This window comes from Sphaerospermopsis aphanizomenoides BCCUSP55, from assembly GCF_001586785.1.
In the GTDB taxonomy this organism is placed as follows: domain Bacteria; phylum Cyanobacteriota; class Cyanobacteriia; order Cyanobacteriales; family Nostocaceae; genus Sphaerospermopsis_A; species Sphaerospermopsis_A aphanizomenoides_A.
The window spans coordinates 21443-31778 of the sequence record NZ_LUFH02000075.1; the positions used below are offsets into that span (position 1 = coordinate 21443).

At 37.2% G+C, this 10336-nt stretch carries 17 protein-coding genes; 14 read left to right on the forward strand and 3 right to left on the reverse strand.

What is annotated here, in order from left to right; all coding sequences use genetic code 11:
• Positions 1-77 precede the first annotated feature (77 nt).
• The 9 genes from nifX to A0J48_RS18420 all read left to right on the forward strand — a co-directional run bounded on the left by nifX (position 78) and on the right by A0J48_RS18420 (position 4272).
• Positions 78-497: a nitrogen fixation protein NifX gene (gene nifX, locus A0J48_RS18380; RefSeq protein WP_200325575.1), complete on the forward strand. Its 420-nt coding sequence runs from the start codon at positions 78-80 to the stop codon at positions 495-497.
• Complete coding sequence (locus tag A0J48_RS18385) at positions 494-970, forward strand: NifX-associated nitrogen fixation protein (RefSeq protein WP_200325577.1); 477 nt, start codon at positions 494-496, stop codon at positions 968-970. The genes nifX and A0J48_RS18385 overlap by 4 nt, the downstream gene beginning before the upstream one ends.
• A 160-nt stretch (positions 971-1130) precedes the next feature.
• Positions 1131-1331, forward strand: coding sequence for a CCE_0567 family metalloprotein (locus A0J48_RS18390; protein WP_200325579.1), 201 nt, complete (start codon positions 1131-1133; stop codon positions 1329-1331).
• Entirely contained in the window at positions 1328-1645 is a 318-nt protein-coding gene (gene nifW, locus A0J48_RS18395; RefSeq protein ID WP_200325581.1) for a nitrogenase-stabilizing/protective protein NifW, read from the forward strand. The genes A0J48_RS18390 and nifW overlap by 4 nt, the downstream gene beginning before the upstream one ends.
• Before the next feature lie 10 nt (positions 1646-1655).
• On the forward strand, positions 1656-2438 hold the full coding sequence (locus A0J48_RS18400) for a HesA/MoeB/ThiF family protein (protein ID WP_200325583.1): 783 nt from the start codon (positions 1656-1658) through the stop codon (positions 2436-2438).
• Positions 2439-2506: 68 nt separating this feature from the next.
• Positions 2507-2878 carry a HesB/IscA family protein gene (locus A0J48_RS18405; RefSeq protein WP_200325585.1) on the forward strand — a complete coding sequence of 124 codons (372 nt, stop codon included), beginning with the start codon at positions 2507-2509 and terminating at the stop codon, positions 2876-2878.
• Between the two features lie 196 nt (positions 2879-3074).
• Positions 3075-3374 carry a 2Fe-2S iron-sulfur cluster-binding protein gene (locus tag A0J48_RS18410; RefSeq protein WP_200325587.1) on the forward strand — a complete coding sequence of 100 codons (300 nt, stop codon included), beginning with the start codon at positions 3075-3077 and terminating at the stop codon, positions 3372-3374.
• Positions 3375-3494: 120 nt separating this feature from the next.
• Complete coding sequence (locus A0J48_RS18415) at positions 3495-3746, forward strand: FeoA family protein (protein ID WP_200325589.1); 252 nt, start codon at positions 3495-3497, stop codon at positions 3744-3746.
• Positions 3747-3858: 112 nt separating this feature from the next.
• On the forward strand, positions 3859-4272 hold the full coding sequence (locus A0J48_RS18420) for a PDDEXK-like family protein (protein ID WP_200325591.1): 414 nt from the start codon (positions 3859-3861) through the stop codon (positions 4270-4272).
• 224 nt (positions 4273-4496) lie between these two features.
• Here A0J48_RS18420 and A0J48_RS27130 read toward each other — a convergent pair whose 3' ends face one another.
• A complete protein-coding gene (locus tag A0J48_RS27130; protein ID WP_200325607.1) occupies positions 4497-4652 on the reverse strand; it encodes a DUF29 family protein in 156 nt (51 codons plus the stop codon).
• 611 nt (positions 4653-5263) lie between these two features.
• On the opposite strand from A0J48_RS27130, the gene A0J48_RS18430 reads away from it, so the two are divergent.
• The 4 genes from A0J48_RS18430 to A0J48_RS18445 all read left to right on the forward strand — a co-directional run bounded on the left by A0J48_RS18430 (position 5264) and on the right by A0J48_RS18445 (position 8284).
• Positions 5264-5866, forward strand: coding sequence for a CBS domain-containing protein (locus A0J48_RS18430; protein ID WP_200325593.1), 603 nt, complete (start codon positions 5264-5266; stop codon positions 5864-5866).
• Between the two features lie 286 nt (positions 5867-6152).
• Positions 6153-6617: an ankyrin repeat domain-containing protein gene (locus A0J48_RS18435; protein ID WP_200325595.1), complete on the forward strand. Its 465-nt coding sequence runs from the start codon at positions 6153-6155 to the stop codon at positions 6615-6617.
• Entirely contained in the window at positions 6604-7890 is a 1287-nt protein-coding gene (locus A0J48_RS18440; RefSeq protein WP_200325597.1) for a nitroreductase family protein, read from the forward strand. Before A0J48_RS18435 ends, A0J48_RS18440 begins: the two co-directional genes overlap by 14 nt.
• A 19-nt stretch (positions 7891-7909) precedes the next feature.
• Positions 7910-8284, forward strand: coding sequence for a hypothetical protein (locus tag A0J48_RS18445; protein ID WP_200325609.1), 375 nt, complete (start codon positions 7910-7912; stop codon positions 8282-8284).
• Between the two features lie 175 nt (positions 8285-8459).
• On the opposite strand, the gene A0J48_RS18450 is transcribed toward A0J48_RS18445, so the two are convergent.
• A complete protein-coding gene (locus A0J48_RS18450) occupies positions 8460-8933 on the reverse strand; it encodes a hydrogenase maturation protease (protein WP_200325599.1) in 474 nt (157 codons plus the stop codon).
• A gap of 403 nt (positions 8934-9336) precedes the next feature.
• Between A0J48_RS18450 and A0J48_RS18455 the strand changes: the two genes are divergently transcribed.
• Positions 9337-9705, forward strand: coding sequence for an SET domain-containing protein (locus A0J48_RS18455; protein ID WP_200325601.1), 369 nt, complete (start codon positions 9337-9339; stop codon positions 9703-9705).
• Positions 9706-9819: 114 nt separating this feature from the next.
• Here the strand turns inward: A0J48_RS18455 and A0J48_RS18460 are convergent.
• Positions 9820-10336 (reverse strand): C40 family peptidase (locus A0J48_RS18460; RefSeq protein WP_325078866.1); only part of this gene is annotated, 517 nt, incomplete at its 5' end.

Consider the following 10336-nt stretch of genomic DNA (forward strand, 5'->3'; position numbering starts at 1 on the left):
ATCAGTTTCTACCTTTTGCCTATTCCCTATTCCCTATTCCCTATTCCCTATTCCCTTTTTTCATTGACAAAGGACAAATGAAAGTGAAAATTGCTTTTACGACCACAGACAGAATTCATATTAATGCTCACTTTGGCTGGGCTAAAGAAATTGATGTTTATGAAATTTCAGATACAGGATATGAATTCCTAGAAACTCTGAAATTTGATGGCGACCTCAAAGAAGATGGTAACGAAGATAAAATTACCCCTAAACTTGAGGCATTAAAAGATTGTACAATAGTTTATGTGGTCGCCATTGGTGGTAGTGCAGCGGCTCGTTTAATTAAGCATGGGGTGACTCCAGTCAAGGCCAAGTCAGAAGAAGAAAAGATTGAAGAAATCTTGACTAAGTTAGTCCAAACCCTCAAAGGTAATCCTCCTCCTTGGTTGCGGAAAGCTTTACAAAAACCCACATCTAACTTTGCAGATGAAGTTGAAAACGAAGCAGCGGTATGAGTGAAAATAATAGTGTGAACGGAAACGCTACAAGTACAGTAATTACTTCACCTTTTCTGAAGACATTAGTTCTACAAATCCGCGCCAGTGATAGCTATGGCTTTTACCGGAGTTGGTCGGATGAGTTGATTCTTAAACCTTATATTGTCACCAAACAAAAGAAACGGGAAATTTCCGTTGAAGGTGAAGTAGATCCAGCAACTATTTCTCGAATTAATGCTTTTTTTCGGGCTATAGCCGCCAGCATTGAAAAAGAAACCGGACTAATTTCTAATGTGGTAATTGAATTAGGTCATGAGGGTTTTGGCTGGGCTTTAGTTTTTTCTGGTCGGTTATTGTTAACTGTAAAAACCTTACGCGATGCTCATCGCTTTGGTTTTGACTCCCTTGAAAAGTTAGCTGAAGAGGGAGAAAAGTTTGTTGAAAAAGGGATTGATTTAGCTAAACGCTTCCCCGAAGTAGGTCAGTTGTAATTTGAGGTGACAGGTGACAGGTGATAGGTGACAGAGAAGAAGAAAAGGAGCAGGGAGCAGGGGAGAATAATACTTTCTGGCTCTTGCCTTCTGCCTTTTGCCTCTTGCCTCTTGCCTCTTGCCTCTTGCCTATTCCCTATTCCCTATTCCCTGATTACTAATGACTATTGACGAACTGAAAACTACCATTAAAAAGCTAAATAGTAAAGCAGGTCAAATGAAAATGGATCTGCATGATTTAGCTGAGGGATTACCAACGGATTACAAAAAACTTATGGATGTTGCGGCTGAGACTTATGAAATCTACCAACAGTTAGATGAACTCAAGCAACAACTAAAAAAAATGGAGAACGCTAAATGAGTGGAACATTGGAAGAATTCAAAAAAATCGTAGATGCAGAAGCTTATTTTCAGTTTTTTAATCTGCCTTACGACCAACATTTTGTGAATGTCAATCGTCTGCATATATTGAAGAAGTTTTCTCAATATATGTATGAAATTGATGAAAAATTTCCTAACTTGAGTGAAACAGAAAAATTAACTCAATATTGTTTGGCTTTGCAAAAGGCTTATCAAGTTTTTATGGAATCAACACCCCATGAACAAAAGTTGTTCAAGGTGTTTAATGACAAGCCAAAAAATGTAGTCACGCTGACAGAAATCACTTCTGATTAGGAGGTATAAATTGATCAACCTAACGCCTACCGAATTAGAACGCTATAGTCGCCAAATGATGCTCCCTAATTTTGGCGAAGTAGCTCAGAAACGCCTAAAATCAGCGACGGTTCTGGTTACGGGTGTGGGGGGATTAGGCGGTACGGCGGCGCTTTACCTAGCAGTAGCAGGCGTTGGGCGGCTAATCCTAGTCCGGGGTGGTGACTTACGAATGGATGATATGAATCGTCAAGTTTTGATGACTGACGATTGGGTGGGAAAACCAAGAGTATTTAAAGCTAAGGAAACTCTGGCAGGGATTAATCCTGATGTGCAGATTGAAGCAATTCATGATTATATTACCTCAGAAAATGTAGACTCTTTGGTGCAGTCTGCTGATATGGCTTTGGACTGCGCCCATAATTTTACGGAGCGCAATTTGTTAAATGAAGCCTGTGTGCGCTGGCGTAAACCAATGGTAGAGGCGGCAATGGATGGGATGGAGGCTTACCTGACGACGATTATTCCGGGTGTAACTCCTTGTTTATCCTGTCTGTTTCCAGAAAAGCCTGATTGGGATCGGCGCGGTTTTTCAGTTCTCGGTGCTGTATCTGGAACATTGGCTTGTTTAACAGCATTAGAAGCGATCAAACTAATTACTGGTTTTAGTCAACCTTTGTTATCTCAATTGTTAACAATTGACTTGAACCGAATGGAGTTTGCTAAACGTCGTTCTCAACGCGATCGCAATTGTCCGGTATGCGGTAATACTGCACCTTGGAGATATTCCCAATCCCAATCTCTGACAGTTTGAAATCCCACCAAAAAATAAATAACCCACATCTATTCAATCAGAATAATCGCTACAGAACAGGAAACAAAATGACTGTTACTTTAACAGAAAAGGCAGAATTTCGTCTGCGGGCATTTTTAAGAGGTTCCGCTTCCGAAGAAAATAACGCTACCAAAGGTGTCCGCATCTCCGTCAAAGATGGTGGTTGCAGTGGCTATGAGTATGGAATTGAAATTACCAGTAAGCCTCAACCAGATGATGTAGTAACTCAACAAGGAAATGTGTTGGTTTATGTGGACGCTAAAAGTGCGCCGTTATTAGAAGGTGTGGTAATTGATTTTGTTGAGGGAGTAATGGATAGCGGCTTTAAGTTTTCCAATCCCAATGCAACTGATACCTGTGGTTGTGGCAAGTCTTTTAAAGCAGGTGATTGTTCACCAAATGGTGTACCTTGCAGCTAAAAAAATTTGGAACTTAGGAAAAAATAAATATAGAAACTTTCCTAAGTTCTATTCTGCTACTTACAACTTTACAAGTTTACCGTAGACATACTCCACATCTTTTTTGTGTACGGTAGGGAGCATTTCCCCACCCTAAAAGGGGAGACTTAACGAATTTACCACAATAATTCTATTCACGTTTGAGGAGAACCGGAAAATGGCTACCTATCAAGTAAGATTGATCAACAAAAAAGAAAACCTCGACACCACCATTGAAATCGACGAAGATACTACTATTCTCGATGGTGCAGAAGAAGCTGGTATTGAATTACCTTTCTCTTGCCACGCTGGTTCTTGTTCTAGCTGTGTAGGTAAAGTTGTAGAAGGCGAAATTAACCAAGACGATCAAAACTTCTTGGATGATGATCAAATTTCTAAGGGTTTTGCTTTATTGTGCGTTACATATCCTCGCTCTAATTGTACAATCAAAACCCACCAAGAAGCTTACCTTCCTTAATACAACATTAGGGTTTAGCATTGCTAAAACCCTACTGCCAATTTAACCATGATGGAGGATGTTAATCATCTTTCATCATGACAATTTTTACATTTAATTATCTTTAATTATTATCTGGCAATGTTTACTCCTTTTAGTGTGATGGGTTGCTCTTTAGAATTGCTAAAACCTGGGGAGCAGGGAATTGGCACTGTCTGTAAAACTCAGGATGAAATAATTAGGAAAAAACTGATATCAATGGGTATAAAAACAGGAACTAATATTATTGTTGAACAGCAATTTCCTACTTTTGTAATTAAGGCTGGTAATATTCCCCTGACTATAGATAGGGAAGTAGCACGGGCTATTTATGTGCGTGTGATTGAGGGGTAAATTATCCAATATTTTGAAAAGCAGAAAATTAAGTTTTATTGAAATTGTGATTATACAGACATAGAACATGTATACTTGATACAAGTATTCCAGGTGATGCAATCAAAATAAGATGTCTTTATTCACCAATTTACTCAACCTCTATTCATCAGGAAATAAACCTGTTGAAGATTTTTTTACAGAAATAATTGCTTATTGTTTTTCTCTTCCTAATGATATTTTTCTCTACTGGTTAAAGCAATCTTCCCTTCCTGGTAGGTTTTTCGCACTGCTAAACCCCTCCAATTCGACTCTTCCTATTTCACCCCCCCTAGAATATAAAAAACTAGAACTCCCTTCGCAGCATAGCAGACTTGATATTGTAGTTGATTTGGTAAATGAACTGACTACAGATTTAATATTTATTGAATGTAAAATTGGTTTTGGAGAAATTAACGGACAATTAAAGAGATACGCTGAGATTTTAAATGAGCAGCAAGCAAGTAATAAATATTTATTGTATATAGGACTGGTATTTGATTTTTGAAATTATCTGTGTAGAGAGGGAACTCTTAACAGAGATTAAGAAGGAATATTCAGACATTTTCTTCAATAACCAACATTATATCCCTTATCTGGTATGCCTTTTCGGATTTTATCAGTACAATTTAGCATATTAGGTACTGAAGAACCGATTTTTCTTGGAAAGGTTTAGCTGTAGAAAACAGTCCAGAAGAAGAAGAAAATAGTTTTTCTTAATTACCAGTTCTCCTATCTCACAAACCAATCATCATCTAAAACCTGCTCTAAAAAACCAATGGGATTGATCAGCAAGATATCTAAGGCAAGTTTTGATCTATCGCTTGCTTCTTTTCTTGCTTCTTTATAACATTCTTCAAAAATTTCTAAAATATAAGGTTTAAAAATTTCTTAAAAAAATAACGAATCTTATTTTTATTCAAAAAATCATATTTTTTTAATGGAAATAACCTAATTGTATCGCTATTAGCTTCAATAATAAATCGTAATATCCAATATCTAAAACATGAAATATAATTTTTTGCTTTTGTAATCCACTTAACAATTTTTTAATCAGATTTATGGTCAAAAATGGGTCGATCTTTATAAATCATTCATAATTCAACCTAATCAGAGTGATAATATATAAGTAAGCTAAATTGTTGGTAGTGAACCTAAACCTCAACAAAAAGCGATTACATAGTTAGCACAAACATTCTTACTTGATTCCTGGTTAAGTTCAACCAAAGGTAAAAGTAAGAAAGCTAGATAAACATATAGATGAACTGCGTAAATCTTATTGCCAAAATCACCGAAAGCATTAAAATCTCTAAGATTTTTAATACTTAGGTTAGGAATATTTTCATGGAAGTAATTGCTTTTTAGCCAGTACAGATACCGCCTCTTATTCAATTTTTTATTGATTAAGGTGCAAGCTACAGGAGTAAAGTTTAGGCAAAATTACAGCAGTTTAGAAGTAATTCACTGATTCGCTCAACCGAATTTAAGGAGCAGGAATTATGAGAGCCAAACAAATTATGACTCAAGATGTTGCTACTATTCGCGGTTCCGCAACCGTAGCAGAAGCAGTCAAACTAATGAGGCTCAAAGAACTGCGAGCTTTGGTTGTCGAACCTCGTCACAGTGGTGATGCTTACGGTATGATTACCGAGATGGATATTGTAGGCAAAGTTGCTGCTTTTGGCAGAGATCCCGAACGGATTCATGTCTACGAGGTGATGACTAAACCTTGCGTGGTTGTCAATCCTGATCTCGATGTTGAATATGTAGCGCGGTTATTTGCTAATACTGGTGTGTGGCGTGCGCCAGTTATCCAAGGTGAATTATTAGGCATTATCTCTGTCACCGATATTCTCACCAAGGGTAACTTTGTCGATAAACCAAAATTAAAATTCCTACGCAAAGAGATACAAAAAGCTATCTCTGAAGCCCGCTCAATTGCTGCTAACTATGGCGCAGATTCTAAACGCGCAATTGAAGCTTGGGATATAGTAGACGAACTCGAAGCAGAAGCCACTTTTTATGGTGTACCAAAACCAGGCAAATCTGCTAGAAAGATGTTTTCTGAAGAAGCGCAATTACAACCAGTTGCTGTTGGATAGTAGTTTTATCACGTAATACCTTGTCTCTGCCAGGGTGATAGATAAAATTTCTCTTAGCCCCCCTTGAATGGGGGGTTAGAGAAATCTAATAGCTGGCAACATCCTCCATGATTGGTATTGCAATTGTTCAACAGCTACTGTTGGTTTTTCAGAATTCAAATAGTGTTTTTTAAATATGGTGGGCTTTGCTCACCATTATGTTTTTAGTTGGTCAGCATTCAGCTATCAGCTATCAGCTTTTTCTGTCTTGTAAATTCTTTCTGAAGTTATTTTCCCAGCCATAATTATGAGTCAAGTAAGTCAGGCAAATTTGAGTGCAACAACTAGCCATTGGTTAATCGCCAATGGTTACAACGCTGAAGATTTAAATCAGCGTGGTGAAAACGGTGATACAGCTTTAATGAAAGCCACTAGACAGGGTGTATTACCAGTGGTGAAAGAACTCATAGATGCAGGTGCGGATATCAATGCCACAAACAATGATCACAATAATGCTTTGTGGTTTGCTTGTTTTGGCAATCATTACGATTTAATCAATTTGTTGCTAGAAGCCAACATAGATATTAACAATCAAAATGATAACGGTGCAACTGTCCTGATGTATGGTGCATCTGCTGGAAAGACAGAAGTAGTGAGATTGCTATTACAACATAATCCTAACATGAATTTACAGAATTTGGACGATTATAAAGCAATTGACTTTGCTAGTAACATTGAAGTTTTAAGGTTGCTGAAAAATGCCACACAGTAACCTTTCTTTTAACGCCTATCATCAGGCTACCAAGCATTCTTACCTATCGGTACAGATGAATCCCAATTATGTGGATGCATCAACTCAACCCCGCGCTTTTAAAATTTATCCAAAATTTTATCGGCGGGTGAAATTAAATGGCAATAATCCCACTCATGCTTTTATCAAGTTAACAAGCGCCATCACTTTTGAGAATATTTATAAAGGTGAACCCTATCAATTACGGGTAAATCCATCAGCCGGGGCGTTATATCCAACGGAAGTTTATGTCCAAATGCGTGGTGTTGAGGGATTTCTAAATGGCATTTACCATCTCGAAATTGAGAATGATTGTCTGACATTGATTTATGAATTAATTGATGATGGTTTGGAAAGTTATGTTATACCCAATAAAAGTATCAATGGCTTCATTTTTTTAGTTAGTTGTGTTTATTATAGGTCTAGCTGGAAATATCAAGACAGGAGCATTAGATATTGTTTGTTGGATAGCGGACACCATTTAGGTGCGATCGCAGCTTCAGCATATCTTCATGAAAAAAACATCCAATTAATCTTTGACTTTGATAAACTCTCTCTCAATGCTGATTTAGGATTTGAGAATAAGGAGTTTATTAGTAGTTGTATGATATCGGGAGAGGCGCAAGAAAAATCAGTCAGACGCTTAAGATTAAGTATTCCTTTTGTCTGTGGTACTGACTATTTTCAAGCTCATCCATTCCTCGAAGATGCCTATCAAGCAACTTCTGTGCAACCCAGTCACCAGCAACCTCTTGAACATCCTCAATTTAATTTTGACCGAAAACGGTTTCTTGAGAACGTTTGGAATAGGCGTTCTATTCGACGTTTTCAAAAGCAGTCTATTTCTCAAGAAATTTATTGGCAAATTTTACAGGATGTTCAGAAACCCATCCCAACTGAAAATATTGAAGCAGTAGAAATTTACTCGGTGGTGCATCGTGTTGAAGGAATGTTACCCGGTTTATATATTGGTGGAAATCTCATAAAGGCGGGTGACTTTAGCGAAAAATCAGGCTACTTGTGCATTAACCAGGCGCTGGCTAGAGATGGCGCTGTAACTTTGTTTTTTGTGTCCGATTATTTGAGTTATCAAACTGCTATGCAAATTGCAGGTTTGATCGGACAGAGAGTGTATCTATTTAGCAATTATTGGGGAATAGATTGTAGTGGTATTGGTGCTTTTTATGATGATGAAGCCCAAGAGTTTCTAGGAACCAATAAGGATGTGCTTTACGTAATGGCAATTGGTAAATAAAATAGGACAATCAAGAGAAATGGCCAGAAGAGAATCTGAATTCCACGCTGATGATAAGCATCATCTTCAACCCACATCAGCTGATATCATCCTGCAACAACAGCTAGAATATTCTATTAGTCGGTACTTTTATGAAGGGTGCGATCGCATCATTCAAAATCTATTGTCTCATTGTCGTTGGTATGTCACCACCCATGCTAGTGCTATGACATTAGTGATCGAATGTCCAGACCAAGTGACAAACTGGCGAATCTTGCAAAAAATCGTGCCAATGGCCAGCTTACTTTATAGCATTGTCAGCAGTGCAAAAATTCGCGTTTGTCCTCCAGAAGCTAATGCTGTACCATTTGAAATGAGAGTAGATGAACTCTCGGTTTACCGGGACATGGCATAGTTGGATTTTGGATTTTAGATTTTGGATTTTGGATTTGAGATTGTTAATTCTAAGCATTCAGCTATCAGCTTTCAGCAGTCAGCTTTGTAGCAATGACATCAAAAATCATGAGATGATAATTTGCTCTTTGTTCAAATATTCTGACTCCTGACTTCTGACTCCTGACTTCTGAGAATTAAGCCATAACATTCTGGTTGATAATCGTGATTAGTTCTGCCAAAACTAAATCAGCAGAATGTTGAACAGCCGGACTTAAATCTAGTCCAAAATCAAGATTTCCAGCTTCAATTAAATATACAGTCACATCTTGAGGAAAATCATCTTGAAAGATTTTTCTCCCCGCAGCTAAGGCATGATCCCAACGAAAATCATGCAAATTATAACTAGGTTCTGGTAGTGCTTCTAATTCTTTCCCTGGGACTTTAAATATAGCACCTGCTTCGGAATCTGTGCAACTAGCATCAAGAATTATTAATCTTTTACTTCCTCTCGCTTGAAACATCACGTCCATTCCCGCAGTACCACAATCAAAAACGCGGACATTGGGGTGAGAATTTTGAGCGAGATATTGCTGTAAACGTTGGGCGATGATTACGCCTACAGCATCGTCATTACGATTGAGATTTCCACAACCAATGATAGTTAACATTTTTGGAGTCTGGGATATTTATAATAACACGAATATTATTAACTTGGCACAAAAAATTAAAATTTACGGAAATTCTGACAACATTTATAATCATTAACTTTATAGTGACTATAGCAGTCATAAGTCAGTGACAAAAATTTGTTTTTAAGCATTCAGCCGTCAGCCGTCAGCCATCAGCAAGAAAGAAGAAAGAAGAAAGACATCAATACTTGTAACTTTCTCTCATTAACACTGATGGGATTTGACAACATTCTGCTCATTTTATGACAAACCTATCTAACTGTAGGTAAAAGCTGATTACTGATTACTGATAGCTGAATACTTACATTTGTTTTAATTGTCTCTGCGTCTATCTGTAGTAATTAGTAAACAATAATTCTCACAGATTAGACAGAATTGCATTATGTTAGTAGTTCGTGATACAGAAATAAAAGGTAGAGGTGTTTTTGCTCAGAAGGATTTTGAGCCAGGAGAAGTAATTGATATTGCTAGTGTAATTGTAATTCCTAAGCAGCAAGTAAAGTTAATTACTCATACAGTATTATGTAATTATTATTTCGGTTGGCATGGAGAAAGTGGTGCGATCGCTTTAGGGTATGCTTCACTTTTTAATCATTCTTATCAGCCTAATGCGCTGTATGTGAAAAAGTTTGATGAACAGATAATAGAGATTATTGCTTATAAATATATTCGGGAAGGCGAGGAAATTACTATTAACTATAATGGTAAGGTTGATGATTTAACGCCTATTTGGTTTGATGTGGTGGAGTGAGTCTCACGCAGAGGCGCAAAGGCGCAAAGAGAGAATGAACTAAATAACGTGAAACCCAAGATTTACATCTTTGGCGTTGATTTGCAACTACCTCAGCCAACCTACAAATCTTATTTAATTGCTTTTTTTCAATCTTTCAGCATCTCTTTTAGTCCAAAAATCATCTCGTGCGGCTTGTTCCTCAAGCAGTTTCTTCTGTTTAATTTCCTGTAAATTACCTTCAAGATGAGCGACTATTGATTTTTCAATCTCTAGATATTTGATACTACGAACAGTATGCACAGGTTGAACCAGTTGTACTAAAGCAGCACCAAATTTTGTGACTCTAATTTCTTGTGTTTGTCCTGAATATCTTTTACCACTTTTGATATACCAAGCAAACATTTCGCAATTATTAGAATGTATATTGTATTCACCAAATAAATCAGCGTATTCATGAACACGCTTTAATTCCTCTTCGGTGAGTTCTACAGTTCCGTGCCATTCAACTCCAGCAGGACCCCAACCAACAGAATTATTAAAATTTCCATCTTCACTCAGGTAATAATGACGAGCAATTCCTAATGTAGAATCAATTGCCATACTGTAAATACTCACCATAATTATATTGTTTTCACTATGTTGTTTCTTT

What these genes read in the sequence shown, in the direction of transcription:
- A0J48_RS18420 (WP_200325591.1), top strand. Translation starts at nt 3,859, where the DNA reads ATGTCTTTATTCACCAATTTACTCAACCTCTATTCATCAGGAAATAAA.
- A0J48_RS18440 (WP_200325597.1), top strand. Translation starts at nt 6,604, where the DNA reads ATGCCACACAGTAACCTTTCTTTTAACGCCTATCATCAGGCTACCAAG.
- A0J48_RS18430 (WP_200325593.1), top strand. Translation starts at nt 5,264, where the DNA reads ATGAGAGCCAAACAAATTATGACTCAAGATGTTGCTACTATTCGCGGT.
- A0J48_RS18450 (WP_200325599.1), bottom strand. Translation starts at nt 8,933, where the DNA reads ATGTTAACTATCATTGGTTGTGGAAATCTCAATCGTAATGACGATGCT.
- A0J48_RS18405 (WP_200325585.1), top strand. Translation starts at nt 2,507, where the DNA reads ATGACTGTTACTTTAACAGAAAAGGCAGAATTTCGTCTGCGGGCATTT.
- nifW (WP_200325581.1), top strand. Translation starts at nt 1,328, where the DNA reads ATGAGTGGAACATTGGAAGAATTCAAAAAAATCGTAGATGCAGAAGCT.
- A0J48_RS18385 (WP_200325577.1), top strand. Translation starts at nt 494, where the DNA reads ATGAGTGAAAATAATAGTGTGAACGGAAACGCTACAAGTACAGTAATT.
- A0J48_RS18390 (WP_200325579.1), top strand. Translation starts at nt 1,131, where the DNA reads ATGACTATTGACGAACTGAAAACTACCATTAAAAAGCTAAATAGTAAA.
- nifX (WP_200325575.1), top strand. Translation starts at nt 78, where the DNA reads ATGAAAGTGAAAATTGCTTTTACGACCACAGACAGAATTCATATTAAT.
- A0J48_RS18415 (WP_200325589.1), top strand. Translation starts at nt 3,495, where the DNA reads ATGTTTACTCCTTTTAGTGTGATGGGTTGCTCTTTAGAATTGCTAAAA.
- A0J48_RS18455 (WP_200325601.1), top strand. Translation starts at nt 9,337, where the DNA reads ATGTTAGTAGTTCGTGATACAGAAATAAAAGGTAGAGGTGTTTTTGCT.
- A0J48_RS18435 (WP_200325595.1), top strand. Translation starts at nt 6,153, where the DNA reads ATGAGTCAAGTAAGTCAGGCAAATTTGAGTGCAACAACTAGCCATTGG.
- A0J48_RS18445 (WP_200325609.1), top strand. Translation starts at nt 7,910, where the DNA reads ATGGCCAGAAGAGAATCTGAATTCCACGCTGATGATAAGCATCATCTT.
- A0J48_RS18410 (WP_200325587.1), top strand. Translation starts at nt 3,075, where the DNA reads ATGGCTACCTATCAAGTAAGATTGATCAACAAAAAAGAAAACCTCGAC.